The sequence below is a fragment of the Pseudomonas gebzensis genome (assembly GCF_034427815.1).
Lineage (GTDB): Bacteria > Pseudomonadota > Gammaproteobacteria > Pseudomonadales > Pseudomonadaceae > Aquipseudomonas.
Genome location: NZ_JAXQNS010000004.1, coordinates 74,445 through 92,023, shown reverse-complemented (window position 1 = coordinate 92,023; position 17,579 = coordinate 74,445). Strand labels below are relative to the sequence as shown.

Below are 17,579 nucleotides of genomic sequence, written 5' to 3'. Positions count from 1 at the left end.
TTATCGCATTGTCATTATTCTGTAGCGCAATTGGCGTATTAGACCAAAGTCGCGAAACGATCTGTAACGATTGACTTCGCGGTGACGCTTTGGCGCTAATCGCCAACCGACGTGAGTCCGGCAGCAGACCGAGCCACTGAGAAGCACAAAAATTAGAACGTAGAGGAGCACTTCATGTACAAGTCCAGCCTGGCCATGGCCGTCGCCCTGGGGGTTTTCGCCCAACACGCTGCAGCTGCCGGTTTCGTTGAAGACAGCAAACTGTCTCTCAGCTCGCGCACCATGTATTTCGACAACAACAACCGTGAAGCCCACGGCGCCGTCCGTCCTGACCAACGTGAGTCGGGTCAGGGCTTCAAGCTCGACTACATCTCGGGCTTCACCCAAGGCACCGTCGGTTTCGGCGTTGACGCTCAGGCACTGTGGGGTATTCACCTCGATGGCGGCCGCGGCTACCACAAAGGCGGCTTCTTCCCGGATGACGGCAACGGTTCGGCCGATCAGTGGGCTCGCATCGGCGGCAACGCCAAGGCGCGTTTCTCCAAGACCGAAGCGCACTTCGGTAGCGCACTGGCGCCGAACCTGCCGATCCTCGTGTCGAACGACGGTCGTCTGCTGCCACAGACCTTCGAGGGTGCCACCCTCCAGTCGAAGGAAATCGACAACCTGACCATCAACGCCGGTCAGCTGACCCACGCCATGGGCCGTGCGTCGAGCAACCGCACCGGTCTGTCGGTCAACGGCGGTACCGAGGAAAGCAACAAGTTCCGCTACGGTGGCCTGGACTACAAGCTGACCAAAGACCTCACCCTGCAGTACTACTACTCGAACCTGGAAGACTTCTACAAACAGCACTTCCTGGGCGCGACCCACCTGTATCAGATCGACAAAGACCAGTCGTTCAAGACCGACCTGCGCTGGTTCAACAGCAGCAACGATGGCAAGAACGGTCAGGCCGGCTACCGCTTCAACAACAACGGTGGCTATGCCAGCACCCCGGGCGAAGTCGACAACAAGACCTGGTCGGCCATCTTCACCTACACCCTGGGCGGCAACTCGTTCCTGTTGGGCCACCAGCGCGTCAACGACGACGGCGGTTTCGTCTGGCTGAACCAGGGCAGCCTGGTCGGCGAAGGTGCAGGCGGCGCAAGCTTCTACCTGTTCACCGACAGCATGATCAACCAGTTCGCCAAGGCCGGTGAAAACACCACCTTCGGTCAGTACGCCTACGACTTCGCGGGCCTGGGCGTTCCAGGCCTGAAGGCGTCGGTTTCCTACCTCAAGGGTGAAGACGGCAAGAACGCCAACGGCAACGGCACCTTCAGCGAGTGGGAACGCGATGCGCGGGTCGACTACGTGATCCAGGAAGGCCCGCTCAAAGGTCTGGGCACCAGCCTGCGTCATGGCGTGTACCGTGGCGCTGGCACCAGCTCGCTGGCTGACCAGGACCAGACCCGTCTGATCTTCAACTACACCTACAACTTCCTGTAAGGCGTAGCGGAACCGAAAAGCCCCGCTGTGTGCGCAAGGCTGTTCATCTAGCGAAGTCGAGTCAGGGCTGCCTTGCAGCCCATCGCGGCTAAAGCCGCCTCTACAGGATTGCGAGCATCTGTAGGCGCGGCTTTAGCCGTGATGGGCCGTAAAGCGGCCCTGATCGCCTGAGTGAGCAGCATTGCGCCGGGTGCGGGGTTTTTTACGAGCTTGATTTAATATTCCTTAAAGATATAAATAAATCATTATTAATTCTTTTTTATTTGAATCACGTTCAGGCACAGTGACCTGCATCTGGTAGAGATCAGCACAGGAACTGCACCTATGAGCCTCAAACTTGGCGACATCGCCCCCGATTTCGAGCAGGACTCCACCCTCGGCCCGCTGCGTTTCCACGAGTGGCTAGGCGACAGTTGGGGCGTGCTGTTTTCTCACCCGGCAGACTTCACCCCCGTCTGCACCACCGAACTAGGGCTGACGGCCAAGCTCAAGGATGAATTCGCCCAGCGCGGGGTGAAGGCCATTGCCCTGTCGGTCGACCCGGCCGACTCCCATCACCGCTGGATCGATGACATCAACGAGACGCAGCACACGGTGGTGAATTTTCCGATCATCGCCGACGCCGATCGCAAGGTCTCCGACCTGTACGACCTGATCCACCCCAATGCCAGCGACACCCTGACGGTGCGCTCACTGTTCATTATCGACCCGCACAAGAAGGTGCGCCTGACCATCACCTACCCGGCCAGTACGGGCCGCAACTTCAACGAGATCCTGCGGGTGATCGACTCGTTGCAGCTCACCGACAGCCACAAGGTGGCGACGCCTGGTAACTGGCAGCCGGGCGATGAAGTGGTGATCGTGCCGTCTCTGAAGGATGAAGACGAAATCAGACGCCGCTTCCCGAAGGGTTATCGCGCCGTGAAACCGTACCTGCGCCTGACCCCGCAGCCGGATCGTTGACCGATTCATCGTTGTACCTTGCATAGCCACACAGGGATTTCGGGCCGTTTCGACGGCCCTTTTTTTTGCCTGTTTGTCGGGCGTGCCGCACTGGGAGCGGTCAGGTGCGCATAGTTCTTAAATGAATAACTAAATGAATAAATATGATTTCTAGATATATAAGACAGCTGATAACGTTCTTCTCACCAGCACTCAAGGAAACGTTGCCATGCTAGTTGTCGCCATCGGGGGAAGCCCCAGCACCCGTTCACGCTCCGGCCTGCTGCTCGATCAGTCGCGCCAGTGGCTGCAGGAGCGCGGGGTGGAAGTGGTGACATTCCAGGTGCGTGACTTTGCCGCCGAAGACTTGCTCCACGCCCGCTTCGACAGCCCGCAGGTCAAGCACTTCCAGGACGTGGTCGCCCAGGCCGATGGCGTGATCGTGGCCACGCCGGTGTACAAAGCCTCGTTCGCCGGAGCCCTGAAGACCCTGCTCGACCTGCTGCCTGAACGCGCCCTGGAACACCGCATCGTGCTGCCCATCGCCACCGGCGGCAGCATCGCTCACATGCTGGCCGTGGACTACGCGCTCAAGCCGGTGCTGTCGGCGCTCAAGGCGCAAGAGACCCTGCACGGGATCTTCGCCGATGACCGCCAGATCAGTTATCCACAGGGCGACACGCCCGCCACGCTGGACACCGCATTGCAAGCGCGTTTGCTCGACTCACTGGAAACGTTCCACCAAGCCCTGGCGCGGCGTCCTCGACCCGTGGCCCCAGGCGTACTCAATGAACGGCTGATCAGCGCTCGCTGGAGCATCTGAGCAACCCTGCACCGATTTTCACCTTACTCGCCCGCCAACGGGCAAGCAGGTGCCACCCGAACCTCATTCGTACAGGAGAGCGCTATGCGCACTGTCTTCTTGCGTCGTGGTCTGGTCGCCCTGTTTGCGGCGGCTGTGTCCTTCGGCGTCATTACGCAAGCCCAGGCCGACACCCTGCGCATCGGCTATCAGAAATACGGCACCCTGGTGCTGCTCAAGGCCAAGGGCACGCTGGAGAAGCGTCTGGCCGAGCAGGGCATCGACGTGAAGTGGACCGAGTTCCCGGGCGGGCCGCAGTTGCTTGAGGGCCTGAACGTGGGCTCCATCGACTTCGGTGTCACCGGCGAAACCCCACCGGTCTTCGCCCAGGCCGCCGGGGCAGACCTGCTCTATGTGGCCTACGAGCCGCCTGCGCCGCATAGCGAAGCGATCCTGGTGGCAAAAGATTCGCCCATCCAGGCGGTCAAAGACCTCAAGGGTAAGAAAGTCGCGCTGAACAAGGGCTCCAACGTCCATTACCTGTTGGTGCGCGCCCTGCAAGACGCTGGCCTCAACTACAGCGATATCCAGCCGGTGTACCTGCCTCCCTCCGATGCCCGCGCCGCCTTCGAGCGCGGCAGTGTCGATGCCTGGGTGATCTGGGACCCGTACCAGGCCGCTGCCGAAAAGCAGTTGCAGGCACGTACCTTGCGTGACGGCCAGGGCCTGGTGGACAACCACCAGTTCTACCTCGCCACCCGCAGCTACGCCGCCCAGCATCCGGCCGTGATCAGTGCCCTGGTCGAGGAAGTGAACCACATTGGCCAGTGGGCCGAGGCCAACCCTCAGGCAGTCACCGATCAGGTCGCACCACTGCTGGGCCTGCCCGCCGACATCACCTTCACCTCGATGAAGCGCCAAGGCTTCGGTGCCCAGCCGCTGACGCCGGAAGTTGTGGTCGCGCAGCAGAAGATCGCCGACACCTTCCAGGCCCTGAAGCTGATTCCCAAGCCCTTGAGCATCAAGGACGTGATCTGGACCCCACCTGCCAAGGTCGCCACCGCGCCTTGATCGATCCCGCCCTGTCGGCCGCGCGCGGCAGGGCCTCTCTTGAGGAGACCGCTCCAATGAGCCTGAACATTTTCTGGTTTCTGCCCACCCACGGTGATGGCAAGTACCTGGGCACCTCCGAAGGCGCTCGCGCCGTCGACCATGGTTATCTGCAGCAGGTGGCGCAGGCCGCCGACCGTCTGGGTTTTGGCGGCGTGCTGATTCCCACCGGGCGTTCCTGCGAAGACTCCTGGCTGGTGGCCGCGTCGCTGATTCCGGTCACCCAGCGCCTGAAGTTCCTGGTGGCGCTACGCCCCGGGATCATTTCCCCGACGGTGGCTGCGCGTCAGGCCGCCACCCTCGACCGGCTGTCCAACGGTCGCGCCCTGTTCAACCTGGTGACCGGCGGCGATCCGGACGAGCTGGCCGGCGATGGTCTGCACCTGAACCATGAGGAGCGTTATGAGGCGTCGGTGGAATTCACCCGCATCTGGCGCAAGGTGCTGGAAGGCGAAGAGGTGGACTACGACGGCAAGCACATCCAGGTCAAAGGCGCCAAGTTGCTCTACCCGCCGATCCAGCAACCGCGGCCACCGCTGTACTTTGGTGGCTCGTCGGAGGCCGCGCAGGACCTGGCCGCCGAGCAGGTCGAGCTGTACCTGACCTGGGGCGAACCGCCGGCTGCGGTGGCGGAAAAGATCGCCCAGGTGCGTGAAAAGGCCGCCGCGCAAGGCCGGGAAGTGCGCTTCGGCATCCGTCTGCACGTGATCGTGCGCGAGACCAACGCCGAGGCCTGGGCCGCAGCGGATCGCCTGATTTCCCATCTGGACGACGACACCATCGCTCGCGCCCAGGCCTCGTTGGCACGTTTCGATTCGGTCGGCCAGCAGCGCATGGCCGCACTGCACGGCGGCAAGCGTGACCGTCTGGAGGTCAGCCCCAACCTGTGGGCCGGCGTAGGCCTGGTACGCGGCGGCGCTGGCACCGCGCTGGTCGGCGATGGCCCGACGGTGGCCGCGCGGGTCAAGGAATACGCCGAGCTGGGCATCGATACCTTCATCTTCTCGGGGTATCCACACCTTGAAGAATCGTACCGGGTTGCGGAACTGCTGTTCCCGCACCTGGACGTCCAGCGGCCTGAGCAGCCTAAAGCCGCCGGCTACGTGAGCCCGTTTGGCGAGATGGTGGCCAACGACATCTTGCCCAAAGCCGTGTCGCAGAGCTGAGGAGCGGATCATGAGCCACGCCTCTTCCAACACCCTCGGCCAGCGCCTGGCGCCCTGGGCCTTGCCCGTCCTGCTGCTGGCGCTGTGGCAGCTGGCGGTCAGTGCCGGCTGGCTGTCGACGCGCATCCTGCCCGCGCCCAGCGCCGTGATCAGTGCCGGCGTCGAGCTGGTCCGCAGCGGCGAGATCTGGACGCACCTGGCCATCAGTGGCTGGCGCGCCGGGCTGGGCTTCGTCATCGGCGGCAGTATCGGCCTGGTCCTGGGCTTCATCACAGGGCTGTCGAACTGGGGCGAGCGCCTGCTCGACAGCTCGGTGCAGATGATCCGCAACGTGCCGCACCTGGCGCTGATTCCGCTGGTGATCCTGTGGTTCGGCATCGACGAGTCGGCGAAGATTTTCCTGGTGGCGCTGGGCACCTTGTTCCCGATCTACCTGAACACCTACCACGGCATCCGCAACGTCGATCCGGCGCTGGTAGAGATGGCGCGCAGCTATGGGTTGTCGGGCTTTGCGCTGTTTCGCCAGGTGATTCTGCCCGGCGCCTTGCCCTCGATTCTGGTCGGCGTGCGTTTCGCCCTGGGTTTCATGTGGCTGACCTTGATCGTGGCCGAAACCATCTCGGCCAATGCCGGCATCGGTTACCTGGCGATGAACGCCCGTGAATTCCTGCAAACCGACGTGGTGGTACTGGCCATCGTGCTCTACGCGGTGCTCGGCAAGCTCGCCGACCTGGCCGCGCGCGGCCTGGAGCGTGCCTGGCTGCGTTGGCACCCGGCTTATCAAGTGAAGAAGGAGGGCGCATGACCGTGCTCGAGTCCCAATCGCCGCACCTGCTGCGCGGCATTCCGCTGGCGGTGGAGCACCTGCGCAAGACCTTCGGCCAACGTGACGTGTTGCAAGGCATCGACCTGCAGATTCCAGCCGGGCAGTTTGTGGCCATCGTCGGGCGCAGCGGCTGCGGCAAGAGCACCTTGCTGCGCCTGCTGGCCGGGCTCGACCAGCCATCGGCGGGCCAACTGCTGGCGGGCGCTGCGCCGCTGGCCCAGGCCCGCGAGGAAACCCGCTTGATGTTCCAGGACGCGCGCCTGCTGCCCTGGAAGAAAGTGATCGACAACGTCGGCCTGGGCCTGTCCGGAGACTGGCGCGCGCAAGCCCTGCAAGCCTTGCAGGCGGTCGGCCTGGAGGAACGTGCCAATGAATGGCCGGCAGCCCTGTCGGGCGGCCAGAAACAGCGCGTGGCCCTGGCCCGCGCACTGATCCACAAGCCGCGCCTGCTGCTGCTCGACGAGCCGCTAGGCGCGCTGGATGCCCTGACCCGGATCGAGATGCAGCAACTGATCGAACGGCTCTGGGGCGAACACGGCTTCACTGTGCTGCTGGTCACCCACGATGTGCACGAGGCAGTCGCGGTGGCCGACCGGGTGATCCTCATCGAAGACGGCGAAGTCGGCCTGGATCTGCAGGTCGATCTGCCCCGCCCCCGGCTGCATGGCTCGCCGCGCCTGGCCGAGCTGGAAAGCCAGGTGCTCAACCGCGTCATGGCCTTGCCGGGTGCCGAACCCGCCGCAGAACCTGTTGCACCCCTGCCCACGCAACTGCGTTGGGCGCTCTGAACCCACCTGCTGTTTTTATCGACTCAAAGGAATCTCGACATGACCATCAAAGCAATCAACGTGCGTAACCAGTTCAAAGGCACCGTGAAAGAAATCCTCGAAGGCCCGGTACTGTCGGAAATCGACGTGCAGACCGCCTCCGGCGTTGTTACATCAGTGATCACTACGCGTTCGGTACGCGAGCTGGAATTGCACGTGGGGAGTGAGGTGATTGCGTTTGTGAAATCGACAGAGGTGTCTATCGCGAAGTTGTGATGTATGAGCTGAACGTTCACTCCGCGATGACTTTGATCGGAACGAAGCGATATCGCGTTGAAGAAACCGGGGAGTGAGCGCGTTGGCTGTTATGATTCAGCTATGGAACTTGAGTCCGCCGAGATCGGGATGCAAATTCGACATTGTCGCTGATGAGGATTTCAGGCCGGCTCACCGAGGTACCACCACTGGACGGAGCCTTCATCGTCAGGTCCGGTGACGTCGTGCCCATGCTCGATGACGTTTGCCGGCAGATGCAGTCCTAATTTTTTGCTGAGCAGATCGGTTTCTAACGGATGAGAGTCGCCAAGAAGTCTCAGGTAGTAATCCCGATCGTAGAAAATCGTCACTTCGTTTTGAAATATCCAAGGCCAGATTATCCGGCAGGCCACACGATAGTAGCCAGCCGAATGATGAGCCGCCCTTGACAAGTGATTCGCCGCCTCAATTAACTGTGGTATACAGAAAGCCTAGCGTCCAGTAGCGGCTTGCGGTCCCTCGAATGAAGCTGCGTGAATCGGAATTTTCCAGTTCGTAGCCTTGCTCGTGTTCGGCCTTTGGGTAGAGCTGACCTTCACATGTGGATGTCTATCGTCCAAGCGTGCGCGAGCCTCGTGCGATGCCCCTTACGGGCTTTGCGGAGATGCCAGAACGTTGATCGAGTAACTGGCAGCTTGCCAATTCCAGATAGCCCTCTTGATTCTGCTTCATGGAATATTCAGATCATTGCTTTAGGTGCGGGCAACAGCATTTGGATCGCCAGGTATCTGGCTCGTGCGCTTCAAGCGTTCACCTGTCTGGCATCACGTCAACCTGAAATGGTGCTGATGAACAGCGTGAGTTCTTTGTCAGAGGTCATGCCTAGACGTTTTTCTAACGCCAGTTTTTGTGGCGGCGTCAATTCCTGTTCACCGTCGTATCCATCGTTCAACGACTGCCATTCCATTATTTCGAGTACGGCCTGTTCGTCTTGACGGTGAACGATCAGCTCGAATTGCAAAGTTTCGTCTGGGTGTGGTTCTGGAAAAAATCCGGTCACATAAAGGAACATCGTATTTTCCTTATCGTGGGGTTTTTCGCCCTGGCTTGGCCGGCTTGGTTTGTTTTCCAGTTTCATGATCGAATTCTCCAAGATGACTGCCTTGTTCGTCATATATCTCTACTTGGCCATTCTCGTAGTCTCATTCGTGTATTTTTCCTTTACGATCCAACCATCGAGCACGTATTTTCCGCCTCCTTGAACTGTTGACTTCCCGCATACTTTGTAGATTTCAGGAAATACAGGAAATAGGCGTAGGTTTGGACGCTAGCTGGAGTGACTCGATGTGCTGAACATAACATTTTTCCCCTAGCGCGCTAGTATTTCCTTTCAGCCTGTAACATTCAGAAATGGCGCCCGTGAGCGATGAAAATTCGGTCTTCGCAGCCGCCTTCAAAGGCAGGTCGTGATGCTAAGTGATAGCGCCAACAGCCGGGGTTCACTCAGAAGACGGCTTATTTCCAAAGTTTGCTCAGCATCAAGGTCCTGCACACCATCACAACCTTCGTTCAGAGAATGCCAGCCTATGATTTGTAAAATACGCTCTTCTTGATCAGGTTTCACAAAATATGAAAATTTCTCAGAGTCATCATCGTGGGGTTCTGGTAAGAATCCCATTATCAATAACTGCATATTTGCTCCTTTCATTTAGGGGTGGTTCGGCCAGGTACTGCAGGTTTCAATTGGACTCCCGTTTCATGGTCGAATTCTCCTAAGTGGTTTCCTTGCTTGTCATAAATTTCCACAGCACCATGCTGCGAATCCCACTCATAAATCTTTCCCCTTTTGTCTTTCCAGCGCATGCGTTTTTTTCCACCTCCTTGAACATAGGCTTTCGCTTTCGCGCGAACAGCCAATGGAAATGCCGGTAGCGTTGCTGGAGATGGAAAATAGTCGCCATCTGCGTTTGTGCTGAGCACAACATACAACGGCCGAATCCCAGCATCCGCTGGAAACACCAGTATGAAATCCCGATACTCCGGCGGATAAATCGGGTTGACGATGACCCGATCCGCCTGCTCGGTCGGCGGGAATATCCAGATAGCGGGTGTGTCGGGGGCTCCTTGCAAAGGCGGTATTGCTGAGGCGCGGCTGGTATCGACTGCCGGAGTCCAGATAAGTGTGACGCCATTGCCGAAGTCGGCGACTTGCTGCTCACCTTGCAGCTTGAATTGCACCACTGGCACCTGTTCCCAGTCGCGGCGTGTCTGGGTATTGAAGCCATATCCCTTGAGCGTGCCATCAGGCTGCAGTTCGACCTGAAGCCGCACGCGGGTGCGTGCCGTTTCCAAGGATCGTAACTGTTCGTCGCTGTAGAGCGCGCTATCGCCCAAGCTGGAAGGCCACAGCAGCGCGAGAACGCCGACGACATTACTGGCAACAAGGCCCGCGCCTATCCGCAGCGCTGCTGATTCGCTGCTGACGCCAAGGCCCGTGAGTGTCAAAGCGCCCAAAGCGGCTGGCAATGGATCGCCGCCAATGACTTGCAACGGCAGCGCACCTTCACCGCCCAGCGAATGTCCACCCAGCAGCGTTGACTGGCCATAAGCCTGAATCAGGTCGGTAGGGATAAAACCGTTGTAGTTGTCATGGTTGTAGGCGCCATTAGGCAGTGCGATTGGCTTGCAGAATACGCAGCCTCGTGAGAGGCCTTTGGCGGGGGCAGGGCGCTCAGGAAGCGCTTAGTAGGGCGCCCGGCGCTCAGCGTGATGATTGGATGGCAGGGCATCGGTGGCAGGTTGCTGTGCCGGCGGCTTGTTGCTACGTGCCCGATTAGGCACGCTGGGCATGGGGCTGAACCACCTGTCCTTCGCCATTCGACAGTCCTTTTCAAAAGGGGCAATCGGATGACCCTAAAGAACTCATCGCCCAGACGCTGTAAGACGCGTCTGAGATTCTTCTAGGCAAGTGGCGCTCAAGACATAGTGGTATCAGGTGTGATCAGCTCTGCAGCGTTATCGCCAGCAGCCCGCTGTGGCGCGTGCAGTGTGATTAGCGGCAACGCTTCACGAGAAACGCCGGCAGATACAACCCCAGATACGCCTCGAACACCCGCATCCCTTCTTCAGCCATACGTGGCGTAATGCTGTCGTGCAGCTGCACCGACCGCGCATACACCCGATCGCTCAACGCCATCGCCAGAGCAAATACATCCACGTCTTCAGGCAGGGCGGGCAGGTGAAAGTGCTGCTCGAACAGCGCGCGCATCAGGCTGTCCAGCTCCAGGTCGTGCTGGCGGTCGGCGCGGGTGACTTCGTTCAGCCCGTGCTGGGCGAGGATCAGCTGGCGCGCCGCGGCGTCCTCGCTGTAGATGGCCTGGGTGCGCTGCTCGACCAGCCGTGCCAGGTCATGCCAGGTCGTCAGCGCGTTGGTGTCGATGGGGGCCTGCAAGGCCGCGCGAAAAGCGCGGTGGATGTCGGCGGTCAGCGCTTCGAGCAGGGCCGGCACGCTGGCGAAGAAGTGGTACACCGAAGACGGCGGGATTTGCGCCCGCTCGGCCACGCTGTAGATCGACAGCCCGGCCACGCCGTGTTCAGGCAGCAGGTCGCGGGCCGCAGCGAGAATCGCCTCGATCCGCGCCTGGCTGCTGGCGCGAAGCCGGCGCGGGCCGGGCGCGCGGCTCATCAGGTACTGATGGCCAGGATGCTGGCCTGGTAGGCTCCGACGAACAGGTCGAAATCACCCACTTCTTCCTGCTCCAGACGCGTCTGCGCCACCAGTGATTCGCGTGCCTGTGCCTCGAACGCCTGTTGCTGCTCGGCGCTCAGCGGCGCGCTGCGCAGCGTCTGGGCATGGGCCAGGCTCTGGCGCATGGAGAAGGCGGCAAAGCCTTCCTGGTGCTGCTGCATGCTCGCCAGCACCCGCGCCGACGGGGTCAACGACGGATCCTCGACCCTGGCGCGTTGCTGGGCCAAGGCATTGCCATGCGCCTCACCGCCATGGGCCAGATCCAGCAGATCAGCGAAGGGGGCGATGCGGTCGAGCAAGTCGGTGGCCCAATCGGTCAGGCTGATCGCCTGGCCTTTGCGGCTGAGCTCCAGCCCCGGCCGACGACCTTCCTTGACCACCGCCAGGAAGTTGCTGGTGCATTGGCTGCACTCGGCGTTGTCGAGCTGCGGGCTGTCGTCCAGCGCGCAGAGCAGCAGGAAGGCGTCGAGAAAGCGCGATTGCGCCAGGTCGATGCCCACCGGCAGGAACGGGTTGATGTCCAGGCAGCGCACTTCGACGTACTGCACGCCGCGGGCGACCAAGGCCTGGATCGGCCGCTCGCCGGTGTAGGTGACGCGTTTGGGGCGGATGTTGGAGTAGTACTCGTTCTCGATCTGCAGCACATTGGTATTGAGCTGCACCCACTCGCCGTCCTTGTGCGTACCCACCTCGACATACGCCGGATACGGCGTGGCGACCGCGCGGCGCAGGCTGTCGGTGTAGCTGGCCAGGTCGTTGTAGCAGGGCGTAAGGCCCGCTTGGGCATTGCTCTGGTAACCCAGGTCGCTCATGCGCAGGCTGGTGGCGTAGGGCAGGTACAGGGTGTTGGCGTCGAACTGCTCCAGCTGATGCGCGCGGCCACGCAGGAAGCCTGCGTCCAGCGCAGGCGAGGCGCCGAACAGGTACATCAGCAGCCAGCTGTAGCGGCGGAAATTGCGGATCAGCCCGATGTACATCTTCGACTGGAAGTCGCGGTCGCTGTCCTGGCTGCCTTCGGCGTCGCGCAGCAGCGGCCACAGGGCTTCGGGCAAGGAGAAGTTGTAGTGGATGCCGGCGATGCACTGCATGGTGCGGCCGTAGCGCAGGGCCAGGCCCTTGCGGTACACGTGCTTGAGCTTGCCGATGTTCGAGGTGCCGTACTCGGCGATGGGAATGTCTTCCTCGGCCGGCAGCGGGCAGGGCATCGAGGGGCTCCACAGGTACTCGTCGCCGAGCCCGGTGTAGACGAAGCGGTGAATCTCTTCGAGGTTCTCCAGTACCTTGGCCGGGTCGGCCAGGGCAGGGGTGATGAACTCGAGCAGGGATTCGGAGTAGTCGGTGGTGATCTGCTCGTTGGTCAGCGCCGATCCCAGGGTATGCGGATGCGGGGTCTGGGCCAGGCGACCTTCGGCGGTCACACGAAGGCATTCACGTTCAATGCCGTGCAGGCACTGCGCGAGCAGAGGAAGATTGGCGCCGAGCAGGCTCAGGCGGCGGTTGAGGAGGTCACTCAAGTTGGATTCCTTCACGCGTCAGTCGGCCCAATATGGGGGTAGGAATGACGGTCTACAAGGGTAGGAAAAAAGGAACTGGCGTTGTCGCCTGTTTTCCGCGGGTCCGGCAGTGCCTGCGCACCCTCGAAAAGTACCGCAGATACCCGTTGGTGAGCTAGCAGGGGGAGAAGGTTCCGTGGGCGTTGCCGACGTGCCAGTCGCCTGTGGACACGTCGGCGTCGAGGCCTACTTCTTCTTCAGTTGTTTGGCGTTGGCGAACAGCGAGGCCATGGCGTTGTTGGCCGGCGCGGCGGTGCTGGTTTCACGTGGGCGAGGTGCCTGCTGCGGGCGATTGCCGCCTTGGCCACGACCGCCATTGCGCTGGCCTTCGACCTTCTCGCCAGGGGTGTCGCTCATGCGCATCGACAGGCCCACACGCTTGCGCGGGATGTCCACTTCCATGACCTTGACCTTGACCACATCACCGGCCTTGACCGCCTCGCGTGGGTCTTTGACGAACTTTTCCGACAGCGCGGAGATGTGCACCAAACCGTCCTGGTGCACGCCGATGTCGACGAACGCGCCGAAGTTGGTGACGTTGGTCACCACGCCTTCGAGGATCATGCCCGGCTCGAGGTCCTTGAGGTCTTCGACGCCCTCCTGGAACGAGGCGGTCTTGAACTCGGGGCGCGGGTCACGGCCGGGCTTGTCCAGCTCCTGCAGGATGTCGGTGACGGTGGGCAGGCCGAAGGTTTCGTCGGTGAAGCGCTTGGGGTCCAGGCGCTTGAGGAAGGCACTGTCGCCGATCAGCGAGCGAATGTCGCGGTCGGTGTTGGCGGCAATGCGCTGCACCAGCGGGTAGGCCTCAGGGTGCACGGCAGAGGCGTCAAGCGGGTTGTCGCCGCTCATCACACGCAGGAAGCCGGCGGCCTGTTCGAAGGTTTTTTCGCCCAGGCGGCTGACTTTCTTCAGCGCCGCGCGGGTGGCGAACGGGCCGTTGGCGTCGCGGTGGGCGACGATGTTCTGCGCCAGCGTTGCATTGAGGCCGGAAATCCGCGTCAGCAGCGCCACCGAAGCGGTGTTGACGTCGACGCCCACGGCGTTCACGCAGTCTTCCACCACCGCATCCAGGCCGCGCGCCAGTTTCACCTGGGATACATCGTGCTGGTACTGGCCCACGCCAATCGATTTCGGGTCGATCTTCACCAGTTCGGCGAGCGGGTCCTGCAGGCGGCGGGCGATCGACACGGCGCCACGGATCGACACGTCCAGGTCCGGGAACTCGCGGGCGGCCAGCTCTGAGGCCGAATACACCGAAGCGCCAGCTTCCGAGACCATGACTTTGGTCATTTTCAGGGCCGGGTAGAGCTTGATCAGGTCAGCGGCCAGCTTGTCGGTTTCGCGGCTGGCGGTGCCGTTGCCGATGGCCAGCAGTTCCACCGAGTGCTTGGCGCACAGGGCGGCCAGCACGGCAATGGTGCGGTCCCAGTCGTTGCGCGGCACGTGCGGGTAAACGGTGGCGGTGTCGAGCACCTTGCCGGTGGCATCGACCACCGCCACCTTGCAGCCGGTGCGCAGGCCCGGGTCCAGGCCCAGGGTCGTACGCGGACCGGCGGGTGCTGCCAGCAGCAGGTCGTGCAGGTTGTGCGCGAAGACGTTGATCGCCTCGCTTTCAGCGCCTTCGCGCAGCTCGCCGAGCAGGTCGGTTTCAAGGTGGGTATAGAGCTTGACCTTCCAGGTCCAGCGCACCACTTCGGCCAGCCATTTGTCGGCGGCGCGGCCACGGTTTTCCAGACCCACGTGTTCGCCGATCATCAGCTCGCACGGGTGCAGGGTGCCGGGCAGTTCTTCGCCCACTTTCAGCGAGGCACTGAGCACGTCTTCGTTGCGCCCGCGGAAGATCGCCAGGGCGCGGTGCGACGGCACGCTGCGCAGCACTTCGTCATGGGCGAAGTAGTCACGGAACTTGGCGCCTTCCTCTTCCTTGCCGGCGACCAGCCTTGCGCTGAGCACGGCTTCCTGCTTGAGGAAGGTGCGCAGCTTTTCCAGCAGGCCCGCGTCTTCGGCGAAGCGCTCCATGAGGATGTACTTGGCGCCCTCCAGAGCGGCCTTGACGTCCGCCACACCCTTGTCGGCATCGACGAAGCGCACAGCTTCGGTTTCCGGGTTTTTCTGCGGGTCGTCGAACAGCGCGTCGGCCAGCTCGCCGAGGCCGGCTTCCAGGGCGATCTGGCCCTTGGTGCGGCGCTTCTGCTTGTACGGCAGGTAAAGGTCTTCGAGGCGGGTCTTGGTGTCGGCCAGGTTGATGTCGCGGGTCAGCTCCGGGGTCAGCTTGCCCTGTTCCTGGATGCTCGCGAGGATGCTGGCGCGGCGCTCGTTCAGCTCGCGCAGGTAGCGCAGGCGCTCGTCGAGGTGGCGCAGTTGGGTGTCGTCCAGGCTACCGGTGACTTCTTTGCGGTAACGGGCGATGAAAGGCACCGTCGAGCCTTCGTCCAACAAGGCCACGGCCGCCTCGACCTGCTGTGGGCGAACGCCCAGTTCCTCGGCGATACGGCTGTTGATGCTGTCCATGAAAACCACCTGACAAATTGTGAGTACTGAAGACCGCATGAGGCGCCCGCAACGGGCCGCCGCGATGGAAAGCCGCGCATTATACGCATCGTGCCCAGCGTGCGGTGATGGCCCCTGGCCAGTGCTGAGAGGCGGGAAGTGGCACCCCGGGAAAAATCTGTTAACAATGCACAGGGCACGCGGCTCAGCGGCTACGCCATAATGCGTGCCGACATCAGAGGAGCTAGTCATGAGCAGCACTGCAAACAACGTTGAAGGCGAGAAGATTCTCATCGTCGATGACGATCCTGGGCTGAGCAGCCTGCTCGAGCGTTTCTTCACCAGCAAGGGCTACCGCGCCCGTGCGGTGCCCAATGCCGAACACATGGACCGCCTGTTGGCGCGTGAAGTCTTCAACCTCGTGGTGCTCGACCTCATGCTGCCCGGCGAAGACGGCCTGTCGGCCTGCCGCCGGCTGCGCGCCGCGAACAACCAGATCCCGATCATCATGCTCACCGCCAAGGGTGATGAGCTGAGCCGCATCAAGGGCCTGGAGCTGGGCGCCGATGACTACCTGGCCAAACCCTTCAACCCCGATGAACTGGTCGCTCGCGTCAAGGCCGTACTGCGCCGGCAGTCGCCCAGCGTGCCAGGTGCGCCGGGCAGCGAAGACGAAACCGTCACCTTCGGCGATTACGAGCTGTCTCTGGCCACCCGCGAGCTCAAGCGTGGCGATGAAGTCCACATGCTCACCACCGGCGAGTTCGCCGTGCTCAAGGCACTGGTCATGCACGCCCGCGAGCCGCTGACCCGAGACAAGCTGATGAACCTGGCCCGCGGTCGCGAGTGGGACGCGCTGGAGCGCTCCATCGACGTGCAGATTTCTCGCCTGCGCCGCATGATCGAGCCCGACCCTTCCAAACCGCGCTATATCCAGACGGTCTGGGGCGTGGGTTATGTCTTCGTGCCGGATGGCAACGCCAGCAAATGAAGTGCCGTTTGCAGGGCATAGCGGATGCTGCAGGGCGATCCTTCGGGGTCGCCCTGCTTGCGTCTGCAACGGTCCCGCAGTTCCGTCCTGCCCTTGCCACACAGTAGTCGTCCTGATGAAAACCCCTCTCTGGTTCCCGCAAAGCTTCTTCTCCCGCACCTTGTGGCTGGTGCTGATCGTCGTGCTGTTCTCCAAGGCGCTGACCCTGGTGTACCTGCTGATGAACGAAGACGTGCTGGTCGATCGCCAGTACAGCCACGGCGTGGCCTTGACCCTGCGTGCGTACTGGGCGGCTGACGAAGAGAACCGCGAACGCATCGCCGAAGCCGCAGGGCTGATCCGGGTGACGGGCTCCGGGGTGCCAGAGGGTGAACAGCATTGGCCCTACAGCGAGATCTACCAGCGCCAGATGCAGGCCGAGCTGGGCGAGGACACCGAGGTACGCTTGCGTATCCACGCCCCACCGGCGCTGTGGGTCAATGCCCCGAGCCTGGGGCCGGGCTGGCTGAAGGTGCCGTTGTACCCGCATCCATTGCGCGGCCAGAAAATCTGGAACGTACTGGGCTGGTTCCTGGCCATTGGCCTGTTGTCCACAGCCTCGGCCTGGATTTTCGTGCGCCAGCTCAACCAGCCGCTCAAGCGCCTGGTGTTCGCCGCCCGGCAACTGGGCCAGGGGCGCAGCGTGCGGCTGCCGATCAGCGATACCCCCAGCGAAATGGCCGAGGTCTATCGCTCTTTCAACCAGATGGCCGAAGACGTCGAACAGGCCGGCCGCGAGCGAGAATTGATGCTGGCGGGAGTCTCCCACGACTTGCGCACGCCGCTGACGCGGTTGCGGCTGTCGTTGTCATTGATGGGCTCGGAAAACGACCTGACCGACGACATGGTCCGCGACATCGAAGACATGGATGCCATCCTCGATCAGTTCCTGGCATTCATCCGCGATGGTCGCGACGAGCCGGTGGAAGAGATTGACCTCACGGCGCTGATCGGCGAAGTGGTCGCCCCGTACAACCAGCCCGAAGAGCGCGTGCGATTGTGCCTCGAACCGATCCCGCCATTTCCGCTGCGCCGGGTATCGATCAAGCGAATGCTCGACAACTTGATCGGCAACGCCTTGCACCATGCCGGGGAGGGGGTGGAAGTGGCGGCCTATGTGTCGGGGGACCACAGCGCGCCTTACGTGGTACTGAGCGTGCTGGACCGAGGTGTGGGGATCGACGAGGCCGAACTGCAGAGCATCTTCAACCCGTTCATTCGCGGTGACCGGGCGCGTGGCGGCAAGGGCACCGGCCTGGGCCTTGCGATCGTCAGGCGGATTGCCGCTCAGCATGGCGGCAATGTTGAACTGCGTAATCGTTCGGGTGGCGGTATAGAGGCACGGGTCAGGCTGCCACTGGGCTTGATGCTGCCACGCAACGCCGTCTGATCGGCGCTC

Annotated in this window: 17 protein-coding genes; 10 read left to right on the top strand and 7 right to left on the bottom strand. The window is 61.9% G+C overall.

Annotation, left to right across the window (positions count from 1 at the left end; translation table 11 throughout):
- The first annotated feature begins 174 nt into the window (after positions 1-174).
- The 8 genes from SJI00_RS09340 (at position 175) to SJI00_RS09305 (ending at position 7,380) form a co-directional block, all read left to right on the top strand.
- Positions 175-1,491: an OprD family outer membrane porin gene (locus SJI00_RS09340; protein ID WP_322461448.1), complete on the top strand. Its 1,317-nt coding sequence runs from the start codon at positions 175-177 to the stop codon at positions 1,489-1,491.
- Positions 1,492-1,815: 324 nt separating this feature from the next.
- The gene (locus SJI00_RS09335) at positions 1,816-2,454 is read left to right on the top strand and encodes a peroxiredoxin (protein WP_322461447.1); all 639 of its coding nucleotides are present in this window, start codon (positions 1,816-1,818) and stop codon (positions 2,452-2,454) included.
- Positions 2,455-2,662: 208 nt separating this feature from the next.
- Positions 2,663-3,256 (top strand): NADPH-dependent FMN reductase, encoded by a 594-nt coding sequence (ssuE, locus tag SJI00_RS09330; protein ID WP_322461446.1) that lies wholly within the window; start codon positions 2,663-2,665, stop codon positions 3,254-3,256.
- An 84-nt stretch (positions 3,257-3,340) separates the two neighbouring features.
- A complete protein-coding gene (locus SJI00_RS09325; RefSeq protein ID WP_322461445.1) occupies positions 3,341-4,306 on the top strand; it encodes a sulfonate ABC transporter substrate-binding protein in 966 nt (321 codons plus the stop codon).
- Positions 4,307-4,362: 56 nt separating this feature from the next.
- Positions 4,363-5,511 (top strand): FMNH2-dependent alkanesulfonate monooxygenase, encoded by a 1,149-nt coding sequence (gene ssuD / locus SJI00_RS09320; RefSeq protein ID WP_322461444.1) that lies wholly within the window; start codon positions 4,363-4,365, stop codon positions 5,509-5,511.
- 10 nt (positions 5,512-5,521) lie between these two features.
- Positions 5,522-6,316, top strand: coding sequence for an aliphatic sulfonate ABC transporter permease SsuC (ssuC, locus tag SJI00_RS09315; protein ID WP_322461443.1), 795 nt, complete (start codon positions 5,522-5,524; stop codon positions 6,314-6,316).
- Positions 6,313-7,125, top strand: a complete 813-nt coding sequence (gene ssuB / locus SJI00_RS09310; RefSeq protein WP_322461442.1) for an aliphatic sulfonates ABC transporter ATP-binding protein — start codon at positions 6,313-6,315, stop codon at positions 7,123-7,125. Before ssuC ends, ssuB begins: the two co-directional genes overlap by 4 nt.
- A gap of 39 nt (positions 7,126-7,164) precedes the next feature.
- Positions 7,165-7,380, top strand: a complete 216-nt coding sequence (locus SJI00_RS09305; RefSeq protein WP_312933836.1) for a TOBE domain-containing protein — start codon at positions 7,165-7,167, stop codon at positions 7,378-7,380.
- A 161-nt stretch (positions 7,381-7,541) separates the two neighbouring features.
- Here the strand turns inward: SJI00_RS09305 and SJI00_RS09300 are convergent, their stop codons facing one another.
- The 7 genes from SJI00_RS09300 to SJI00_RS09270 form a co-directional block, all read right to left on the bottom strand.
- A complete protein-coding gene (locus tag SJI00_RS09300; RefSeq protein WP_322461441.1) occupies positions 7,542-7,811 on the bottom strand; it encodes a DUF3916 domain-containing protein in 270 nt (89 codons plus the stop codon).
- A gap of 377 nt (positions 7,812-8,188) precedes the next feature.
- Complete coding sequence (locus SJI00_RS09295) at positions 8,189-8,497, bottom strand: pyocin S6 family toxin immunity protein (RefSeq protein ID WP_322461440.1); 309 nt, start codon at positions 8,495-8,497, stop codon at positions 8,189-8,191.
- A gap of 315 nt (positions 8,498-8,812) precedes the next feature.
- Positions 8,813-9,052: a pyocin S6 family toxin immunity protein gene (locus SJI00_RS09290; protein ID WP_322461439.1), complete on the bottom strand. Its 240-nt coding sequence runs from the start codon at positions 9,050-9,052 to the stop codon at positions 8,813-8,815.
- An 11-nt stretch (positions 9,053-9,063) separates the two neighbouring features.
- Positions 9,064-9,909: a colicin E3/pyocin S6 family cytotoxin gene (locus tag SJI00_RS09285; RefSeq protein ID WP_322461438.1), complete on the bottom strand. Its 846-nt coding sequence runs from the start codon at positions 9,907-9,909 to the stop codon at positions 9,064-9,066.
- Positions 9,910-10,411: 502 nt separating this feature from the next.
- Positions 10,412-11,044 carry a TetR/AcrR family transcriptional regulator gene (locus SJI00_RS09280; protein WP_322461437.1) on the bottom strand — a complete coding sequence of 211 codons (633 nt, stop codon included), beginning with the start codon at positions 11,042-11,044 and terminating at the stop codon, positions 10,412-10,414.
- Positions 11,044-12,636: a glutamate--cysteine ligase gene (gshA, locus tag SJI00_RS09275; RefSeq protein WP_322461436.1), complete on the bottom strand. Its 1,593-nt coding sequence runs from the start codon at positions 12,634-12,636 to the stop codon at positions 11,044-11,046. Before gshA ends, SJI00_RS09280 begins: the two co-directional genes overlap by 1 nt.
- A gap of 210 nt (positions 12,637-12,846) precedes the next feature.
- Positions 12,847-15,171, bottom strand: coding sequence for a Tex family protein (locus tag SJI00_RS09270; protein ID WP_322461435.1), 2,325 nt, complete (start codon positions 15,169-15,171; stop codon positions 12,847-12,849).
- Positions 15,172-15,400: 229 nt separating this feature from the next.
- Between SJI00_RS09270 and ompR the strand changes: the two genes are divergently transcribed.
- Both ompR and SJI00_RS09260 read left to right on the top strand, forming a co-directional pair.
- On the top strand, positions 15,401-16,141 hold the full coding sequence (gene ompR, locus SJI00_RS09265) for an osmolarity response regulator transcription factor OmpR (protein WP_322461434.1): 741 nt from the start codon (positions 15,401-15,403) through the stop codon (positions 16,139-16,141).
- A gap of 115 nt (positions 16,142-16,256) precedes the next feature.
- A complete protein-coding gene (locus tag SJI00_RS09260; protein ID WP_322461433.1) occupies positions 16,257-17,570 on the top strand; it encodes an ATP-binding protein in 1,314 nt (437 codons plus the stop codon).
- Positions 17,571-17,579: the final 9 nt, after the last annotated feature.